The organism is Allobosea sp. NPDC055594, from assembly GCF_053618995.1.
The window spans coordinates 1-17965 of record NZ_JBSHIO010000031.1; the positions used below are offsets into that span (position 1 = coordinate 1).

General features: G+C 66.0%; 17 protein-coding genes and 1 pseudogene. 17 read left to right on the forward strand and 1 reads right to left on the reverse strand.

Annotated elements, in window-relative coordinates; translation table 11 throughout:
• Window positions 1-536 (reverse strand): annotated as a pseudogene (locus ACWGRX_RS26200) (transposase family protein); the annotation flags it as partial.
• A 279-nt stretch (window positions 537-815) separates the two neighbouring features.
• On the opposite strand from ACWGRX_RS26200, the gene ACWGRX_RS26205 reads away from it, so the two are divergent.
• The 17 genes from ACWGRX_RS26205 to ACWGRX_RS26285 all read left to right on the forward strand — a co-directional run.
• Window positions 816-2399 (forward strand): class I adenylate-forming enzyme family protein, encoded by a 1584-nt coding sequence (locus tag ACWGRX_RS26205; RefSeq protein WP_452119940.1) that lies wholly within the window; start codon window positions 816-818, stop codon window positions 2397-2399.
• Between the two features lie 3 nt (window positions 2400-2402).
• Window positions 2403-3278, forward strand: a complete 876-nt coding sequence (locus ACWGRX_RS26210) for a cyclase family protein (protein WP_452119941.1) — start codon at window positions 2403-2405, stop codon at window positions 3276-3278.
• Complete coding sequence (locus tag ACWGRX_RS26215; RefSeq protein WP_452119942.1) at window positions 3278-4441, forward strand: CaiB/BaiF CoA transferase family protein; 1164 nt, start codon at window positions 3278-3280, stop codon at window positions 4439-4441. The genes ACWGRX_RS26210 and ACWGRX_RS26215 overlap by 1 nt, the downstream gene beginning before the upstream one ends.
• A 4-nt stretch (window positions 4442-4445) precedes the next feature.
• Window positions 4446-5552: a thiolase C-terminal domain-containing protein gene (locus ACWGRX_RS26220; RefSeq protein ID WP_452119943.1), complete on the forward strand. Its 1107-nt coding sequence runs from the start codon at window positions 4446-4448 to the stop codon at window positions 5550-5552.
• A 10-nt stretch (window positions 5553-5562) separates the two neighbouring features.
• Window positions 5563-6744: a thiolase family protein gene (locus ACWGRX_RS26225; RefSeq protein WP_452119944.1), complete on the forward strand. Its 1182-nt coding sequence runs from the start codon at window positions 5563-5565 to the stop codon at window positions 6742-6744.
• Window positions 6745-6768: 24 nt separating this feature from the next.
• Complete coding sequence (locus tag ACWGRX_RS26230; RefSeq protein ID WP_452119945.1) at window positions 6769-7236, forward strand: Zn-ribbon domain-containing OB-fold protein; 468 nt, start codon at window positions 6769-6771, stop codon at window positions 7234-7236.
• A 26-nt stretch (window positions 7237-7262) separates the two neighbouring features.
• Window positions 7263-8570, forward strand: coding sequence for a flavin-containing monooxygenase (locus tag ACWGRX_RS26235; RefSeq protein ID WP_452119946.1), 1308 nt, complete (start codon window positions 7263-7265; stop codon window positions 8568-8570).
• Between the two features lie 22 nt (window positions 8571-8592).
• On the forward strand, window positions 8593-9756 hold the full coding sequence (locus ACWGRX_RS26240; protein ID WP_452119947.1) for an acyl-CoA dehydrogenase family protein: 1164 nt from the start codon (window positions 8593-8595) through the stop codon (window positions 9754-9756).
• A gap of 151 nt (window positions 9757-9907) precedes the next feature.
• Window positions 9908-10549 (forward strand): TetR/AcrR family transcriptional regulator, encoded by a 642-nt coding sequence (locus ACWGRX_RS26245; protein WP_452119948.1) that lies wholly within the window; start codon window positions 9908-9910, stop codon window positions 10547-10549.
• Between the two features lie 64 nt (window positions 10550-10613).
• Entirely contained in the window at window positions 10614-11771 is a 1158-nt protein-coding gene (locus ACWGRX_RS26250; RefSeq protein ID WP_452119949.1) for a CaiB/BaiF CoA transferase family protein, read from the forward strand.
• A 35-nt stretch (window positions 11772-11806) separates the two neighbouring features.
• Complete coding sequence (locus ACWGRX_RS26255) at window positions 11807-12958, forward strand: thiolase family protein (protein WP_452119950.1); 1152 nt, start codon at window positions 11807-11809, stop codon at window positions 12956-12958.
• Between the two features lie 4 nt (window positions 12959-12962).
• Complete coding sequence (locus ACWGRX_RS26260) at window positions 12963-13397, forward strand: Zn-ribbon domain-containing OB-fold protein (protein WP_452119951.1); 435 nt, start codon at window positions 12963-12965, stop codon at window positions 13395-13397.
• Window positions 13394-14158, forward strand: coding sequence for a crotonase/enoyl-CoA hydratase family protein (locus ACWGRX_RS26265; protein WP_452119952.1), 765 nt, complete (start codon window positions 13394-13396; stop codon window positions 14156-14158). The genes ACWGRX_RS26260 and ACWGRX_RS26265 overlap by 4 nt, the downstream gene beginning before the upstream one ends.
• A 191-nt stretch (window positions 14159-14349) precedes the next feature.
• Window positions 14350-15237, forward strand: a complete 888-nt coding sequence (locus ACWGRX_RS26270) for a Bug family tripartite tricarboxylate transporter substrate binding protein (protein ID WP_452119953.1) — start codon at window positions 14350-14352, stop codon at window positions 15235-15237.
• Window positions 15237-16226, forward strand: a complete 990-nt coding sequence (locus ACWGRX_RS26275; protein WP_452119954.1) for an FAS1-like dehydratase domain-containing protein — start codon at window positions 15237-15239, stop codon at window positions 16224-16226. The genes ACWGRX_RS26270 and ACWGRX_RS26275 overlap by 1 nt, the downstream gene beginning before the upstream one ends.
• A 63-nt stretch (window positions 16227-16289) precedes the next feature.
• Complete coding sequence (locus ACWGRX_RS26280) at window positions 16290-17816, forward strand: class I adenylate-forming enzyme family protein (protein WP_452119955.1); 1527 nt, start codon at window positions 16290-16292, stop codon at window positions 17814-17816.
• Window positions 17817-17871: 55 nt separating this feature from the next.
• Window positions 17872-17965, forward strand: a 94-nt coding sequence (locus tag ACWGRX_RS26285; RefSeq protein ID WP_452119956.1) for a CoA-transferase, incomplete at its 3' end; no start/stop codon positions are given.

Consider the following 17965-nt stretch of genomic DNA (forward strand, 5'->3'; position numbering starts at 1 on the left):
CCCGCCATGCGCTGTTTGGCTTCGCGATGCAGCTCAACGAAGGCGAACTTGCTGGTGCGACCGATGGCGACGAACATGTAGAGCCTGCCTTCGGCAGTCCGCACCTCGGCGAGATCGATGTGAAAGACGCCGATCGGATGGCTCTTGAACCGCTTCTTCGGCTCCTTGTCGCCCTCGATTTCCGGAAGGCGGCTGACGCCATGCCGCTGCAAACAGCGATGCAGGGACGCAGGGATGACCGCGTCAACGTCGGGGGATCATCGGCTGCAGCGCATAGAGGCAATCGTCGAGCCGCAGAAGGGCGTGCCGCCGAAAGGCGATGATCACCGCCTCTTCCTCGACCGTCAGCACCGCCGAGGTTGGGGTCTTCGGCCCCGTTGGCACATCAGCCTCCGAGCTGCGCTTCTTCCACTTCGCGACGGTCTTCGGGTTGATACCGTAGTGCTTCGCCAGAGCCCTCAGGCTCTCTTGACTATGCTGTATCGCTCGACCGACCGACGCTGTCGTCGTGCGCTCCCATGATCAACCTGGCCCATAGCGCATCCTTCCACTCCTGTGAAAAGCCTGCACCATCAAAGCCCGGAAGCAAGCAGCTAGGCTTCCGAGGGCGGTCCCGACGACCGCGATTGCCGCAACCCGAAAAAATGAACGCAGATCGATATCGGCACGTTCAGAGGCTTGCGTACCATTAAGATCATCGATATACTCATCAGTATCAAATCAGATCGACAAGACGAAGGGCCTCTGATGCAGAACTCCAGCGACCTCGGCGGCGTAGCCGTTCGGTCTGCTCCGGATAGCGCGGGCAGATCCTGATGACGGACGCGCCCTTCAGTCGGACGCTGTTCGACCTCCTGCGCGAGCAGGCGGGCAGGCGCGGCGCGCACCCGGCGGTCATCGCGGACGAGAGCGTCATCAGCTACGCCGAGATGGCTGGCCGGGCTGCGCGCGTCGCGTCGGCCCTGGCTCGGAATGGGGTGCGGCGCGGCGACCGCGTCGGTCTGCTCATCAGCAACCGGACGGAATGGCTCGAGCTTAGTTTCGGCGCCAGCGCGGTCGGGGCGACTATCGTGCCTTTCAGCACCTGGTCGACGCGGCAGGAGCTCGCCTTCCTCCTGGCCGATTCCGGTGTTCGCATTCTTTTTGCCTTGCCGCGTTTCGGCGACCGCGATTTCCTCGCCGATCTGACTGTGCTGCGCGAGGCGACCGAGATCGCCTCGCTTCGCCAGATGGTGATCCTCGCCGACGAGGTGCCGCAAGGCTTCACGGCCTATCGCGGCTTCCTGGCCGAGAACGGTCCTGAAGCCGGTCTTCCTCCCGGCCTGGGAGCCAGCGCGATCGACGATGCGCTGATCCTCTATACGTCCGGGTCGAGCTCGCATCCCAAGGCGGTGCGGCTGCGCCATCACGGCATCATCGAGAACGGCTTCAATATCGGCGAGCGGCAGGGCCTCCGTGCCGAGGACCGCGTGCTGCTGTCGTCGCCGCTGTTCTGGGCCTATGGCGGCTCGAATGCGCTGCCGGCGACGTTCACGCACGGCGCCACGCTGGTCCTGCAGGAGAAATTCGACGCGGCCGAGGCGATCGCGTTGATCGAGCGGCATCGCTGCACGGCGATCTACACCCTGCCGGCGATGACCAGCGCCATGCTGCTCGATCCGTCCTTCAGTCCCGAACGGACCGCCAGCCTGCGCACCGGGGTGACCATCGGCAGCCCGAAGGACATTGTCGACGCCGCGACCAGGCTCGGCGCCGCCGAGATCTGCAACATCTATGGGGCGACCGAGACCTACGGCAATTGCTGCGTAACCTGGCACCACTGGCCGCTCGAGCGCCGGGCCCGTTGCCAGGGCACGCCGCTGCCGGGGGTCGAGATGCGTTTCGTCGACCCTGAGACGGGTGCCGCGGTGGCGCAAGGCGAAGCAGGGCTCGCCGAGGTCCGCGGCTATGTCACGCCGGGCTATTCGGGCGCGAGCGCGAGCCAGAACGAGGCGATCCTGACCGCCGACGGCTTCTATCGCACGGGCGATATGGGCCAGCTCGACGAAGGCGGCGCCTTCGTCTTCGTCGGCCGCGACACAGAGATGATCAAGAAGGCGGGGATCAACATCTCGCCGGCCGAGATCGAAGAGGTCCTGCTCCGGCATCCGGCGGTGCGCCAGACCTGCGTCGTCGGCGTGCCCGATGCCCGACGCGGCGAGATCGTCGTCGCCTTCGTCGTGCCCGAGGGGCCGGTCTCGGCCGAAGAGCTGACGGCGCATTGCCGGGAAATGTCCTCCAAATACAAGGTTCCGGATCGGATCGAGCTCTGCGAAGCCCTGCCCCTGACCGCGACCGGGAAGGTGATGCGGCGCGCCCTGAAGGGCGATGCGGTCGCCCTGGTCGAAAGGGCGGGCTGAGCCATGGCCGAGGAAGCATGGGGTCGCTGGGGTCCCGATGACGAGCGCGGCGCACTGAACCTGATCGGCCCGGAGCAGGTCCGCCGAGCGGCGAGCCTGGTCAGGACCGGTCGTCCGATCAGCCTGGCCCAGCCGATCTCGGATCGTCTGCTGGTGCCGTCGCACCGGCATAAGGTGATGCATTTCATGGGGCGTGATGGCGGCGACTATGCCGCCGGTTCCAGGCGCCCCGGCGGCTTCCAGTTCGCCGAGGATACCGTCGTCCTGCCGCTGCATACCGGCACGCATATCGATGCGCTTTGCCACGCCTGGTATGGCGACAAGCTCTATAACGGCTTTTCCGGTAACTCCGTCCGCAGCACGTCCGGCGCCGGTCATTGCGGCATCGACAAGTTTCCGCCGATCGTGACGCGCGGCGTGCTGCTCGATCTGGTCGGTCTCGGCGGCGGCCCGCTCGCGCCGAGTGAGATCGTCGGCCGCGCGCAGGTCGAGGCCGCTCTCGAGCGAGCTGGCCTCAGGCTGGAGCCCGGTGACGCCGTGCTTGTCCGCACCGGCTGGCTCGAAGCGCAGCAGCCGGGCGAGCAGGCCGACTTCAACCGCGAGCCGGGCCTGGATCTCGAGGCCGCCTTGTTCCTGGCGGAGGCCGGCGTCGCGGTCGTCGGCGCCGATAATTTCGCCGTCGAGGTGCTGCCTTTCGCCGAAGGAACGGTGTTCCCGGTTCACCAGCGGCTGATCCGCGATTTCGGCATCCCGCTGATCGAAGGGCTGGTGCTGAAGCCATTGGCGGAGGCTGGCGCGACGGCATTCCTGTTCGTCGCAGCGCCGCTGCCGGTCACCGGCGGAACCGGCAGCCCGCTCAACCCGGTCGCGGTGCTCTGATGTCGGAGTTGAACAGCTTTGCCGCCGGGCTGAAAGTGCTCGACCTGTCGCAGTACATCCCTGGTCCGCTGGCCGGCCTGCTGCTCGCCGATATGGGCGCCGATGTCCTCAAGATCGAGCCGCCGAACGGCGACGAAATGCAGAATCTCGGCCCCCGGGACGCCGCCGGCCGGTCGATATTCTATCGGGTTCTCAACGCCGGAAAGCGCTGTTTCCGCGTCAATCTCAAGACGGCGGAGGAGCGCGCTGAACTCCTCGAACTGGTCGCCGATGCCGACATCCTGATCGAGGGCTTCCGCCCGGGCGTGATGGCGCGGCTTGGCCTCGACTATGCGACGCTCAGCGCAATCAACGCCCGGCTGATCTATTGCTCGATCAGCGGCTACGGCGCCGGCGGCCCGATGGCGAAGAGTGCCGGGCATGACGGCAATTACCTGGCGCTGGCCGGCGTGCTGCACCGCAACGGCTATGATCGGCCGGTCGTCTACGACCCACCGGTCGCCGACATGTCGGGCGCTCTGTTTGCGACCATCGCCATTCTCGGTGCGGTGAATGCGCGTCATGCCACGGGCAAGGGCTGCGCGATCGACCTCGCCCTGGCCGATGTCATCATGCCGCTGCAACTGCTGCAGATCGCCGATTACGGCGTGAACCGGACCGTGCCTGCCCGCGCCGAGACCTATCTGAACGGCGGCGCCGCCTATTATCAGGTCTACCCGACGGCCGATGGCCGCTTCGTGATGCTGGGTTCGGTCGAGCCGAAATTCTGGGTGGCCTTCTGCGAGGCGGCGGGCCGTCCCGACTGGATCGCGCGCCAGCGGGAGGCGTTGCCGCAGGCCGGACTCATCGCCGATCTGACCGAGTATTTCGGAGCGCTGCCGCTCGACGAATGCCTCGCCCGGTTCGCACAGGCCGATTGCTGCATTTCGCCGGTGCTCGACCTTGCCGAAGCGCTGCGCCTCGACCGCGTCTCCGAGCGCAGGCTGGTGCGCCGCAGCGCCCAGGGCGAACTGGAAGCCGTGTTCCCGGCCTTGATCAACGGCAAGGCGCCGCAGGCGCGCACCTCGATCCAGAGCGCAGACGACACTTTCCTCAAGCCCGCCTGGAGCGAGGATGCATCCGCTGTCCTCGCCCCTTCCCGCCCACAAACCGCAGCAAGGTAGCCCCATGGCCCTTCATCGAAAAGTGGCCGTCATCGGCAGCGCCATCGGCGCGCCGCTCGACCGGCCGGACCGCTCGCTGGAAGAACTCATCTACGAGGCGACGCAGAAGGCTCTGGCCGATGCCGGCTTCGATATGGCTGCGATCGACGGCATCGTGGTGGCCGCCAACGATCAGCTCGATGGTCGGGCGATTTCCGTCATGATGGCGTCCGGCTCGGTCGGCGGTGTCGACCGCGACATCCTGTCGACGCCCTCGGCTGGCGAACATGCCTTCGTGATGGGGGCGCTGCGCGTCGCCAGTGGGCAATATCGCACCCAATTGGTGGTGGCCTGGAGCCCGGTCGAAGCCCATTCGATCCCGGAGGTCGAGCGGCTTGCGGCCGACCCCTATTTCCACCGTCGTCTCCCGCAGGACGATCTTGCCTCCTACGCGCTGCAGGCGACCGCGCTCGCCGGCAAGGTTGAGGGCGTGCACGAGCTCGCCCGTTCGCTCGCTGCGCTCCGCCCGGCGGCCACAGCCGGGTCCGAGACCACCCCGGGTCGCTGGCCGCTCACTGCCGAGATGGTTGCGCCTCCGGCGACCGGCGTCGTCGCGATCGTGCTGGCGGACGAGGATTTCGTGGCCGAACATGCCATCGCGCAGCCGGCATGGGTCCGGGGCATGGGCTGGGCGACCGAGCCGGGGTTCCTCGGCGACCGCGACCTCGCCGGCGCGCCGGCACTCGAGGCCGCAACCGGGCAGGCCTATGCCGAGGCGGCTATCGCCGATCCCGGGGCCGCATTCGACGTCGCCGAGATCGACGACCATACGCCCTATCAGGAGTTGCTCGTCCTCGAGGGGCTCGGCCTCTCCTCGCGCCACGACTGGCAGAAGGATGTCGCTGCCGGCGCGTTCGCCCCTGGCGGACGGCTGCCCATCAATCCGTCGGGCGGCACTCGTGCCGCCAACGCCATCTACTGCACCGGCCTGATGCGCATCGCGGAAGCCGCTGCCCAGATCCGTGGCAAGGCCGCCAACCAGATCGTCGGCGCCAGGACTGCGCTCGCGCACGCCGCGAGCGGCGCCGCGATGCAGTACCAGACCGTGATCGTTCTCGGCCAGGACCGGTGAGGAGACGCCCATGACCAGCACCCCCCGCGTCGGCATCATCGGCATTGGCCAATCCGCCTTCAAGCCGCGCCGCGACGATGCCAGCTATCCCGACCTGGTCCGCGAGGCCGTCAATCTCGCGCTGGCCGACGCTTCGCTCGAACTCGATGAGATCGAGGCCATCGTCTACTCGCTTTCGCCCGACGCGATGGTCGGCATCGGCAACGCCGAGCGCCTCGGCGTCGATGCCGTCGGCGCGCGTAACAAGCGCTTCCTGCGGATCAACACCGGCGGCGCGACCGGGATCTCCTCGGTCGCAGCGGCGTACTACCACATCGCCGCCGGTGCCTGCGACGTGATCATGACCGCCGGTGCCGACAAGGTCGGAGAGTGCGGCGACAGCCAGACCGTGCTCAACAAGATCTGGGACCCGATCTATGAGCGCTCGCTGCCGCTCGGAACCATCACCATGCTGGCGATGTCGGGCATCCGCTACGCCCACAAATACGGCATGACCGAAGAGGACATGGCGGCCGTGGTGGTCAAGAATCGCCGCCACGCTTCGCTCAATCCCAACGCCCATCTGCGCAAGCAGACGACGATCGAGGAGGTGCTGGCCTCGCGCTACATCTCCTGGCCGGTGAAGCTGTTCGATTGCTGCCCGCAATCGAGCGGCGGCGGCGCCATGGTGCTGGCCTCGGAGAAGTACATCAAGGACCGCAATCTCGACGCGGTCTGGATCACCGGCCTGGGTCACTGCTCCGAGAGCTACTATCTCGGCGACCGCATGGGGGAGGGCTTCACCGCCGACCATGCTGACGCCCATGCGCTCGCCGGCGCCTTCAAGCGCGCCTACAAGATGGCCGGCATCACCGATCCGCGGAAGCAGGTCGACGTCGCCGAGCTCTATGCACCCTTCAGCAACACCGAATTCCACTCGATCGAGGCGGCCGGCCTCGCGGAGTTGGGCAAATCGGTCAGGCCGCTGCGCGAGGGCGCCTACAACATCGAGGGCGAGGTCGCGGTCAACCCGTCGGGCGGCACGCTCTGCACCAACGCCATCGCCGTTACCGCAATGATCCGTGTCGCCGAAGTGGCGCTGCAGGTGCGCGGCAAAGCCGGCGGCCACCAGGTCAAAGGTGCGAAAATCGGCATCGCCAGCGGCAATGGCGGCGATCACCAATTCTTCGGAACCATGGTCGTCGAGGCCTGAGAATTCGAAAAAGGAAGCACGATCATGGAACTGATGACGCGCCACGAGACGTGGAACATCACCTACCGGCACGCGCTGGGCGAGACGGCGAGCTGGTTCTACGGCCAGATCCGCGACAACAAGAAGATCTACGGTCGCCGCTGCGCGAGTTCGGGGCGCGTGCTGGTGCCGCCGCGGGCCTTCTCCGACCAGACCCTGAAGCCGACGACCGAATGGGTCGAGGTCGGCCCCGGCGGCCGCATCGAGGCCTTCACCATGGTCTATGAGGAGTTCCAGGGCCTGCCGCCGCCGCCCTACGCCTTTGGCTACGTCATGCTCGACGGCGCCGACACGGCCATCGGCGGCTTCTTCAAGGGCGTCGACCTCACAAACCCGGCGGAAGCCGCAAAGAAGCTCGCGATCGGAACGCGGGTCACGACCCGCTTCGCCGAGCAGCGCACTGGCGATGTCCTCGATTTCTGGTTCGAGGTCGAGTCGGCGGCGTCCGCCTGAAGGCGGCGATCGAGAGGGACTGGGCGATGGCGCAAGCAGGACGGCGCATAGCGGTGATAGGGGCGGGCGCGGCGGGGCTTTGCGCCGCCAAGCACCTGCTTGCGCGCGGCATCGAGGTCACGGTCTTCGAGGCCGGCTCCACGGTCGGCGGTCTATGGGTCTACGAGAACGACAATGGCCTCAGCCCGGCCTATCGCTCGCTGCACGTCAATTCGGAAGCGAGCGTCACGGCCTATAAGGACTTTCCGTTTCCGGAAGGCTCGCCGATCTATCCGAACCATATGCAGATGGCGGCCTATCTGGACGCCTATGCCGAACGCTTCGACCTCAAGCGCCATATCCGTTTCCGGACGCCGGTGGCCCATGTCGAGCGGGCCGGAAAAGGGACCTGGCTCGTGTCGAGTCAGGGCGGCGATGCGGAACGGTTCGACGCCGTGGTGGTCGCGACCGGCCATCAGGGAACGCCGAGCCATCCCGCCTTCGCGGAGAAGTTCGCCGGCGAATATCTGCACGCCCACAGCTATCGCGTGCCCGAGCCCTTCCGTGACAAGCATGTCCTGGTGGTCGGTGTCGGGAACAGCGCCTGCGACATCGCAGCCGATATCTGCACTGTGGCGGGTTCGACGACGATCGCGGCCCGCTCGCCCGTGCTGATCATGCCGCGCGTGCTGTTCGGCAAGCCGACCTCGCGTTTCCTGGCGAAGGTCGAGAAGCGCTGGATGCCCTGGCCGCTGCGCCGCTGGATCCGGGAAACCATCACCTGGGCTGTGCATGGACGGATGGAGCAATGGGGCTTTGTAACGCCGAAGACGCGCACCCACCCTGCCAGCCACCCCTCGCTGATGGCGCATTTCGTCTGGCGACGCATCACCGCCAGACCAGGGATCGCGGAGGTCAGGGGCGATGAGGTGCACTTCGTCGATGGCAGCTCGCAGCGCTTCGACGCGATGATCGCCGCCACCGGATACGATGTCGAACTGCCCTTCCTGGGTGCCGATCTCTCCCCGGTCGACGGCCGCTGGCTGAACCTCTACCTGCGCGTCGTGCACCCCGGCGCTCCCGGGCTCTATTTCCTCGGCTTCTTCAATGTCGGCGGGGGCGGCAACATCCGCATGATGGACGACCAGGCCGAATGGGTGGCGGCCATCGAGGCGGGCGAGGTCGCCGCGCCGGAGGACGCGGAGATGAAGGACGGCATCGCGCGGGAACGCGCAGCCATCGTCCGCAACTATCCCGACAGCCCTCGCTACGGGCTGGAGCTCGATCCGCGCGAATATCGCGAGGCGCTGGCTCTCGAATTGCGGCGTGCCCGCCAGCGCCGGCGCACGTCATGAAGTCCTTCTGGAGTCGCCCGAGATGATCCCGCGCACGCTGTTCTCCGAGGAACATGAAATCATCCGCGACTCGGTGCGCCGTTTCATCGCCACCGAGATCACGCCCCATCATGCCGCCTGGGAGAAGGAAGGGATGGTGCCGCGCGCGCTCTGGCGCAAAGCCGGCGAGGCCGGGCTCCTGTGCACGGCGATCCCCGCCGAATATGGCGGCATGGGCGGCGACTTCCTGCACGGCGCCATCATCATCGAAGAGATGGCGCGCGCCGGCGCGACCGGCCCGACCTTCTATCTCCATTCCGAGATCATCTCTCCATACCTCCTCCACTACGGCACCGAGGAGCAGAAGCGCACATGGCTGCCGAGGATGGCGGCGGGCGAGGTCGTGACGGCGCTCGGGATGACCGAACCTTCGGGCGGCAGCGACCTGCAGAACCTGAAGACGACCGCGATCCGCGACGGCGACGACTATGTGATCAATGGCCAGAAGGTCTTCATCACCGCCGGCCACAGCGCCGATCTGCTGATGCTCGCCTGCAAGACCGATCCCAAGGCCGGCGCCCGCGGCGTCAGCCTCATCCTGGTCGAGACCGAGAGGACAGGTTTCCAGCGTGGGCAGCGCCTGGAGAAGATCGGCTGCAAGGCCCAGGATACCTCCGAACTGTTCTTTTCCGACCTGCGGGTGCCAGTGACCAATCTGCTCGGCGAGGAGGGGCGCGGTTTCTACCAGTTGATGAAGGAACTGGCGCAGGAGCGCCTCGTCCAGGCGATCCGCGCCGTTGCCGCGTCCGAGGCGGCTCTGGAATGGACGATCGATTACGCTGTCCAGCGCAAGATGTTCGGCCAGACCCTGGCGGATTTCCAGAACACCCAGTTCAAGCTGGCGGAAATGAAAACGGAACTCGCCGCGCAGCGCGTCTTCGTCGACCGCTGCATCGAGCTCCATCTTCAAGCCAGGCTCGATGCGGTCGACGCCGCCATGGCGAAGCTCAACGCCACCGAACTTCAGGGCAAGGTCATGGACCAGTGCCTGCAGTTCTTCGGTGGCTGGGGCTATATGTCCGAATATCCGATCGCCCGCGCCTTCGTGGATGCCCGCATGGCGCGGATCGGCGGCGGCAGCTCGGAGGTGATGAAGCAGATCATCGCCCGCAGCCTGCTGCCGGATAATCGCAAGCGTTCGGGCTGAGGCAATTCGATGCGTGTGAGCCTCGCCAGAAACGCGTTCGTCCCCAGGCTCTGGCCAGTTCGGTCAAGGCAGCATATAGGGAAGCTTGTCCTACTCACCGGGATGGTAACCAACGCGGGATCAGATGGCCGACTCCAGGACAGCAGCGTCGATGGGTATCCGGGACGAGGTTGCGGCACTCAAGCGCGAACGGACGATCGACGCCGCCGTCCAGCTCTTCTACGAGCGGGGCTTCGAGAAGACGACGCTCGAAGCAGTCGGGGAACGGCTGGGCGTGACCAAGCCGTTCATCTACGCCCATTTCAGCTCCAAGGCGGAACTGCTCGCGGAGATCTGCTCGAGGGGCATCGCCTCAGCGCTGAAGGCGATCGACAGCGTGCTGCCACTGGAACGCACGCCGACCGAGAAGATTCGCCTTTTAGGTCGACGCTTCGTCACCTCCGTCCTCGAAAACCAGATGCATATCGCGATCTTCACGCGCGAAGAGAAGAACCTTGCGCCAGAGGATTTCGAGCGCATCAACGCGATGCGGCGGGATTTCGACCACAAGCTGCGCAGCCTCCTGATCCAGGGCATGGAAGCCGGCGAGTTCAAAGTCTCCGATCCCCGGCTGGCGGCCCTCGGCATCGGCGGGATGGTGAGTTGGGCCTATGTCTGGTTCCGCCCGGACGGGCGGCTTTCGATCGAGGAGATCGCCGATGGATTGTCGGCAATGATCTTGGCGATGGTCGAGGCGCAGCCGGCTGGCACGCCGATGCCCAAGGCGGCACGGCGGACGGCGAAGAAGGCGTAAGCCTCTTTTCAGCGCCCGGATTCGGCCGTCAGCCGACGGCCAGCGTCACCGGGAGCCAGCGATGATGGTTGCAGGACCTCTGCGGGGCCTTCGCGTGCTCGACCTGTCCTCGGTCGTTCTCGGGCCGATGGCGGCGCAATATCTCGGCGACATGGGCGCCGACGTCATCAAGGTCGAGGCGCCGGAAGGCGACGTCACCCGGATGATCGGCCCCCGCCGGTCGGAGAAGATGGGCGCGCTTTTTCTGGCCAACAACCGGAACAAGCGCAGCATCGTCCTCGACCTGAAGACGGAGGCCGGCCGCGTCGCCCTGATGCGACTGGCCGCTGCCAGCGACGTGCTGATCCATTCGGTCCGCACCTCCGCGGCGGAGCGGATCGGGCTGAGCTACCCGACGCTCTCTGCGCTCAATCCCCGCCTGGTCTATTGCCATCTGAAGGGCTTTTCGGATGCCGGGCTCTATGCCGGCAAACCTGCCTATGACGATATCGTGCAGGCGCTCTCCGGGCTGGCCATGCTCCAGACCGTGGTCGGCGGCGAGCCGCGCTACATGCCGACCATCCTGGCCGACAAGGTCACCGCCGTGCACGCGGCATACGCCATCATGCTCGCGCTCTTCCACCGGGAGCGGACCGGCGAGGGCCAACTGGTCGGGCTGCCGATGCTGGAGACGATGGTGGCCTTCAATGCGGCCGAGCATCTCGGCGGCTGCATCTTCGAGCCGCCGGCCGGGCCTATGGGCTACGAGCCCGTGCGCAGGGCGATGCGGCGGCCATTCCGGACCAAGGACGGCTATCTTTGCTTCATGCCCTATACGGACGGGCATTGGCGCCAGTTCGTCGAGTTGATCGGCGCCGCCGATCTGGCCGCCGATCCGGGCTTCATGACGATGAAGGGCCGACAGGCCGACATTGGCCGGGTCTGGGCCGAGGTCGGCCGGCAATTGCTGACGCGCACGAATGCCGAATGGCTGGCGCTGTGCGGCAGCTCCGACATCCCGATGGCAGTGGTCAACGATCTCGAAGACCTGCTGCAGGATCCGCATCTTGAGAGCGTCGGCTTCTGGCAACTGCTGGAGCACAGGACCGAGGGCTGGCTGCGCCTGCCGGCCAATCCGATCGAGATGTCAGTGACGCCGCCTTCTATCCGGCTGCCGCCGCCCCTGCTCGGCGAGCATACCGCCGAGGTCCTTGCCGAGTTCGGCTGCGAAACGGCCGCCTGAGCCCGTGGCGTTCTCCTAATAGGAATGGAACATCCATGTCGTTGAGAGAGAAAGCTGCCGTCATCGGCATCGGCGAAACGGCTTATACGCGCGGCTCAGGCAAGAGCGCCTTCGCGCTGCAGGTCGAGTCCGCCCTGATCGCAATCCGCGATGCCGGGCTCACGCCGCGGGACATCGACGGCATCATTCCTTGCGGTATATCGGCTGCGCCGGCGGAGGATCTCGTCAACAATTTCGGCCTGCCGGACCTCGCCTTTTCCGGCCTGACTCCGATGGGTGGTGCAAGCCCGATCGCCGCGGTCCAGTGTGCGGCCGCCGTGGTTTCCGCCGGCATCTGCAAGAACGTGCTGATCACCGCCGGCCGGAACGGCTTCTCCGGAGCCAGGGCGGGGGTTCGCATCCACGACATGCCGCAGTTCCACTACGTCACCGAATATGAGCTGGCGCTCGGCGCGGTCGCTCCCGCCCAGCTTTACGCCCCGATGGCGCGCCGGCACATGGAGCTCTACGGCACGACCAGCGAGCAATTCGGCGAAATCGCGGTGACGATCCGCGAGCATGCGATGCTCAACGACAACGCGCTGATGAAGAAGCCGATGACGCTGGCCGATCATCAGGCCTCCCGGATGATCTCCGATCCGTTCCGCCTGTTCGATTGCAGCATCGAGAGCGATGGCGGCGCCGCCATCATCGTCTCCTCGGCCGAGCGCGCCCGGGACCGCCGCCAGCCGCCGGTCCTGATCATGGGCGTCGCGGAAGGGCATCCTGATTCTCCGGGCTCGATCACCCAGCGCGACACCCTGACGGAGCTCGGTATCGCCAAGGCCGCGCCGCGCGCCTTCGGGATGGCGGGGGTGACGCCGGCCGATATCGACGTCGCCGAGATCTATGACTGCTTCACCTATATCGTCCTCTGCCAACTCGAGGATCTCGGCTTCTGCAAGAAGGGCGAGGGAGGCCAGTTCGTCCAGGGCGGTCGGCTGAAGCTCGGCGGTGACCTGCCGCTCAACACCCATGGCGGCCTGCTCTCGCAAGCTCACATGCTCGGCATGAACCACGTCACCGAACTGGTCAGGCAGATGCGCGGCCAGGGAGGGCGCGCCCAGGTCGAGAACGCCGAGATCGGCCTCGCCACCGGCTATGGCGACATGGGCGACGGCGCGCTCGTAATCATGCGGAGAGGATAGAGACATGGCTGTCCAGGCCGAAAAGCCACTGCCCCGCCAGTCGGCGCTCGCCGAGCCCTATTGGGAGGCGCTGAAACAAGGCAGATACCTGATCCAGCGCTGCGCCGCCTGCGGAAAAGCGCGTCATTATCCGCGTCTGGTCTGTTCCGCCTGCCATTCGCTGGAGTTCGAGTGGATCGAGGCCAGCGGCCACGGAGTGGTCCATAGCTGGACCGTCTGTCATCACGCCTATCACCCCGGGTTTGCCGACGATCTGCCCTATACGCTGCTGACGGTCGATCTGGCGGAGGGCGTGCGCGCGCTGGGGCGGCTGCGCAGAGGCGCCGACGAGCCGGTCGCGATCGGGACCCCGGTCAGCATCGGCTACGAGCAGGCCCGCGACGGCGTCGTCCTGCCCGTCTTCGACCTAGTTGCGGCCCAGTCTAGGGTATCATCGTGACCGGGAAAGTCCTCGTCGAAGCCGCGGACGGGTTGATGGTCATCACCATCAACCGACCCGAAATGCGCAACGCCTATGATCGCGAGGTGTCGCTCGCCGTCTGCGCTGCGGTCGACCGCTTCGATGCCGATGCTGCCTTGCGTGTCGCGATCCTCACTGGCGCTGGCGGCAACTTCTGCGCCGGCATGGACCTGAAGGCCTTCCTGCGTGGCGAACGGCCGACGATCGAGGGGCGGGGTTCGCTCGGCATCACGCTGTCGCCTCCGAAGAAGCCGCTGATCGCGGCGGTGGAAGGCTATGCGCTGGCAGGCGGCTTCGAGGTCATGCTGGCCTGCGACCTGGCGGTCGCGGCCCGAAATGCCCAGTTTGGGCTGCCGGAGGTCAAGCGCGGCCTCGCCGCCGCCGCGGGTGGACTGCTGCGGTTGCCGCGGCTCGTGCCTCCCCGGATCGCGCTGGAGATCGCGCTGACCGGTGAGATGATCTCGGCTGAAAGGGCCGAGCACTTTGGCCTGGTCAATGCCCTGGTAGATCCGGGCCAGGCCCTCGCCGAGGCCAGGTTGCTGGCTGCCAGGATCATTGCCAATGCGCCGCTATCGGTTGCCGCGACCAAGCGTGTCATCGTCGAGCAGATCGACTGGAGCCTGGAAGAGCGGTTCGACCGTCAAAGGGAGATCACCCAGCCGGTGATCGAATCATCAGACGCCCGGGAAGGGGCGGCCGCGTTCGCGGAAAAGCGCCGGCCCGACTGGCGCGGCATGTGAGCAGAATGGCTTGATATCTCGTTCGAATCTTTTAGTACTGATTGGTATACGCTTCAGATAGCGGCCGAGGCAGGAGGAACGTCATGTCCCACGCCATATCGAGGCGCATAGCGATTGCCGCCCCGTTGGTCGCCGCCCTGGCGCCGAGGGTTAAGGCTCAACAGCAATCGCCTGCCTGGAAACCGTCCGGCGTGGTCAGGATCGTGGTGCTACAGGGCCCGGGAGGCACGACCGACGTGATGGCGCGGCTGCTCGCCGCCCATCTCGAGGGGCGCTGGGGTCAGGCCGTCGTCGTCGAGAACAAGCCGGGCGCGGGCGGTGCGATCGGCACGCTCGACATCGTCAGGTCGGCGCCCGACGGGCATGCGATCCTGATGGGCAATGTCGGGCCCCAAAGCATCGCCTATGCCTTGCAGAAGGCGCCGCGCTATCGCGCGGACGATCTGATTCCTGTTTCCAACATGGTCGTCGGCCCGAACGCACTGGTCATCAACCGGGAGATCCCGGCCAGAACGGTGCCCGAGTTCGTCGACTACATCCGCCGGAACCCCGACAAGGCCAATTTCGGCACGCCGGGAATCGGACAGTCGCCGCATCTGGCCGGCATTTGGTTCAACCAGCTCACCGGAATCAACAGCACCGCCGTCCACTACCGCGGTGCCGGCGCTGCGGCGACCGACCTGATGGGCGGCAATATCCAGTTCATGTTCGACGCCCTGGTCAATGCGATCGAGCCGGCGAAGTCCGGGCTCGTCAGGCTGCTGGCGACCACAGGGGCCGAGCGTTATCCGACGCTGCCTGACACGCCGACCATGAAAGAGACCATGCCCGAGCTCGAGAGCTTCGCATTTGGAAGCTGGGTCGGGGCCTTCTTGCCGAAAGCCACGCCGACGGCGATCGTCACGGCGCTCAACGCCGAGATCGGCCTCCTTCTCGAACGGCCCGGCCAGAAGGCGCGTTTCCTGCAGATGGGTGGGCTGCCGAGCTATAGCAGTGCGGCGGACTACGCCGCCTTCGTCGCCGCAGAGACCGCCCGATGGGGCGGGATCATCCGCCACTCGGGCCTCCAGGTCGACTGATGGCGGCAGCCTCGCCCGCACCGGATTCGCTGGCGGTCTGGGTGGGCCGGCGCGGGCCGACGACGCCGGCGCCGGACGCGGTCAACGCCGCCATGATCCGACATTGGTGCGAGGTGCTGGGGGACACCAACCCTGCCTATCGCGACGCCGGCGCTGGCGCGCCGATCGCGCCGCCGGCGATGCTTCAGGTCTGGACGATGCCGGGCTACGGGGTCGGCAGGCGCTCGGACGAACTGACCGCCGCCCTTTACGCAGAGCTGGACGCGCAGGGCTATAGCTCGATCGTCGCGACCAACTCAGAACAGGAATACCATCGCGCTCTTCGCCCGGGCGAGCGGGTCGCCGCCAGCCGCACGATCGAGGCGATCTCCGGCGAAAAGTCGACCAGGCTGGGGCCGGGCATTTTCGTGACATCGACGATCGAGTTCTCGGGCGAGGACGGTCATATCGTCGGCCGGCAACTGCATCGCGTTCTGAAGTTCAAGCCGCACCAGCCGGAGATTGGGTTCAGGGCGCGCCCCGAAGAGACGCTAGCGCCCCGGACAAACCCGGCGCTTTTGGCTCCCGCACCCAGCTCGGCCGCAGCCAGCGCGCTGTCGGTGGGAATGGCGATCCCGTCGCTGACGGTCGCGATCAGCCGCAGCTTTATCATCTCTTCCGCCATTGTTTCCCGCGATTTCGAGGACATCCACCATGATTGCGAGGCGGCTAAAAAGCGCGGTGCAGCCGATATCTTCACCAACATCATCACGACGAACGGGCTGATCAGCCGCCTGGTGACGGATTGGGCTGGACCAAAAGCGGAGCTGCGGCGGATTTCCGTCAGACTGGGCGGCCAGAATCATCCGGGCGATACCTTGAAGCTGACAGGCAGGATCGTCGAGAAGACCGCCTCGCCTTCGGGCCTCGCGCTCCGTGTCGAGATCTGCGGAGCCAACGAACGCGGCATCCACGCCACTGGCTTCGTCGATATCGTTTTGGCGAGTTAGCGCTCGCGACACCGGCCCTCGCCAACTCCCGCGAACTGGCCGGCTCAGCAGATGATGGACACCATGACAGGCATCATATCGCCTCCGGGCGCCCACGCGGTTGCCGCGTCCCTCACCGTGGCGGACCTGTTTCGCGAGCAGGTGCGGGCCAGGGGCGACGCCATCGCGCTCGAGCATGAGGGCCGGCAATGGAGCTATGCCGAGCTCGGCCGCCGGGTCGACGGCCTCGTATGTTTCCTGGCCCTGAATGGCATAGGCCGAGGCGACCGGCTGGCCGTGCTCTCGGAAAACCGCAACGAATATCTCGAAATCGTCCTCGCTGCCGCCCATCTGGGAGCGATCGTCGCCTGCCTGAACTGGCGGCTTGCCAGGGCGGAACTGGACTCCTGCGTACGATTGGCCGGGCCGGCACTTGCTTTGGTCTCGGAACGGCATGCCAGCGCATTTGCCGCGATCAATCATAGCGGCATCCCGTGTCTGGTCTTCGGCGAGGCCTATGAAAGCCATGCCGCCGCTAACTGCGCTGCCGCCGCACCATGCCTGGCCGAGCCGGAGGACGGGCTCACGCTTCTGAACACCAGCGGTACGACGGGGCGAGCAAAGGCGGCGCTGATCAGCCACCGGGCGCTGATCGCCCGCGCAGCGATCAGCGTCGCCGACGGCATTCTCGTTCCTGGGCTGGCCTTTGTTGCCTGGGCGCCGTTCTTCCATATCGGTGCGAACGACAGCTCCCTCGCCACGCTGATGCAAGGCGGGAAAGTCATTGTTGTCGACGGCTTCAAGCCGGAAGCGATCGCCAAGACTGTCTCCGAAAACCAGATCGGCTGGCTCTCGCTTGCCGGCACGGTCGGCCGCATGGCCGCGGAACTCGCCCGTCACGAAATCCCCGCGGGACAAGTGCGCCTCGTCGGCAGCATGGCCGATCTGGTGCCGCGCGAGGACATCGCGGCCATCACGCAGGCGCTCCAGGCGCCCTTCCTCAACTCCTTCGCCTCAACGGAAACCGGTATGGCGCCCGCCAGCGGTGGAAAGCTCCCGATCGGGGCTCTCCCGGATAAGTTCCTCAAGCGGCAAAGCGCGCTCTGCCGCATCCGCTTGCTCGACGAGGATGGCCAGGAAGCGCCCATCGGGAAGCCGGGCGTCCTGAGCATGCGCGGGCCGAGCCTGTTCAGCGGGTATTTCGGCGACCCGGCCGCGACCGCTGCCGCTTTCCGGGACGGCTGGTACCATATGGGCGACCAGTTCATCCGCCATCCCGGTGGAGAACTCGAATATGTCGGTCGCGAGAAGTACCTCATCAAATCGGGCGGCGAAAATATCTATCCAGCCGAGATCGAGCAGCTGGTTCTGGCTTCGACGCGCATCGAGGAGGCCGTTCTCATCGGCAGGCCGGACAAGGAGTGGGGCGAGATACCGGTTCTCCTGGTCGTCAAGCGGGATCAGACACTCGAGCATGACGAGGTCGCGGCGCTCTATCAGGGCCGGATCGCGCGCTACAAATATCCGAAGGAAATCATCTTCGTAGAAAATGATTTCTTCCAAAGAAGTTCGACCGGGAAGGTCATGCGATCAGAGATAAGATTAGCTTAGCACCTATTCGCCCTTCACCAGATCAAAAAAATGCCGAAGTGGAATTCAGTCCATGATGAAGAAGGTCTATCCCGATGCGGCGGCGGCTCTCGCCGGCATCGTCAAGGACGGCATGACCATCATGGCCGGCGGCTTCGGCCTGTGCGGCA

Excerpts from the sequence above, each read along its gene's own strand:
- ACWGRX_RS26205 (WP_452119940.1), top strand. The coding sequence starts at position 816 with ATGACGGACGCGCCCTTCAGTCGGACGCTGTTCGACCTCCTGCGCGAG.
- ACWGRX_RS26210 (WP_452119941.1), top strand. The coding sequence starts at position 2,403 with ATGGCCGAGGAAGCATGGGGTCGCTGGGGTCCCGATGACGAGCGCGGC.
- ACWGRX_RS26215 (WP_452119942.1), top strand. The coding sequence starts at position 3,278 with ATGTCGGAGTTGAACAGCTTTGCCGCCGGGCTGAAAGTGCTCGACCTG.
- ACWGRX_RS26220 (WP_452119943.1), top strand. The coding sequence starts at position 4,446 with ATGGCCCTTCATCGAAAAGTGGCCGTCATCGGCAGCGCCATCGGCGCG.
- ACWGRX_RS26225 (WP_452119944.1), top strand. The coding sequence starts at position 5,563 with ATGACCAGCACCCCCCGCGTCGGCATCATCGGCATTGGCCAATCCGCC.
- ACWGRX_RS26230 (WP_452119945.1), top strand. The coding sequence starts at position 6,769 with ATGGAACTGATGACGCGCCACGAGACGTGGAACATCACCTACCGGCAC.
- ACWGRX_RS26235 (WP_452119946.1), top strand. The coding sequence starts at position 7,263 with ATGGCGCAAGCAGGACGGCGCATAGCGGTGATAGGGGCGGGCGCGGCG.
- ACWGRX_RS26240 (WP_452119947.1), top strand. The coding sequence starts at position 8,593 with ATGATCCCGCGCACGCTGTTCTCCGAGGAACATGAAATCATCCGCGAC.
- ACWGRX_RS26245 (WP_452119948.1), top strand. The coding sequence starts at position 9,908 with ATGGGTATCCGGGACGAGGTTGCGGCACTCAAGCGCGAACGGACGATC.
- ACWGRX_RS26250 (WP_452119949.1), top strand. The coding sequence starts at position 10,614 with ATGGTTGCAGGACCTCTGCGGGGCCTTCGCGTGCTCGACCTGTCCTCG.
- ACWGRX_RS26255 (WP_452119950.1), top strand. The coding sequence starts at position 11,807 with ATGTCGTTGAGAGAGAAAGCTGCCGTCATCGGCATCGGCGAAACGGCT.
- ACWGRX_RS26260 (WP_452119951.1), top strand. The coding sequence starts at position 12,963 with ATGGCTGTCCAGGCCGAAAAGCCACTGCCCCGCCAGTCGGCGCTCGCC.
- ACWGRX_RS26275 (WP_452119954.1), top strand. The coding sequence starts at position 15,237 with ATGGCGGCAGCCTCGCCCGCACCGGATTCGCTGGCGGTCTGGGTGGGC.
- ACWGRX_RS26280 (WP_452119955.1), top strand. The coding sequence starts at position 16,290 with ATGACAGGCATCATATCGCCTCCGGGCGCCCACGCGGTTGCCGCGTCC.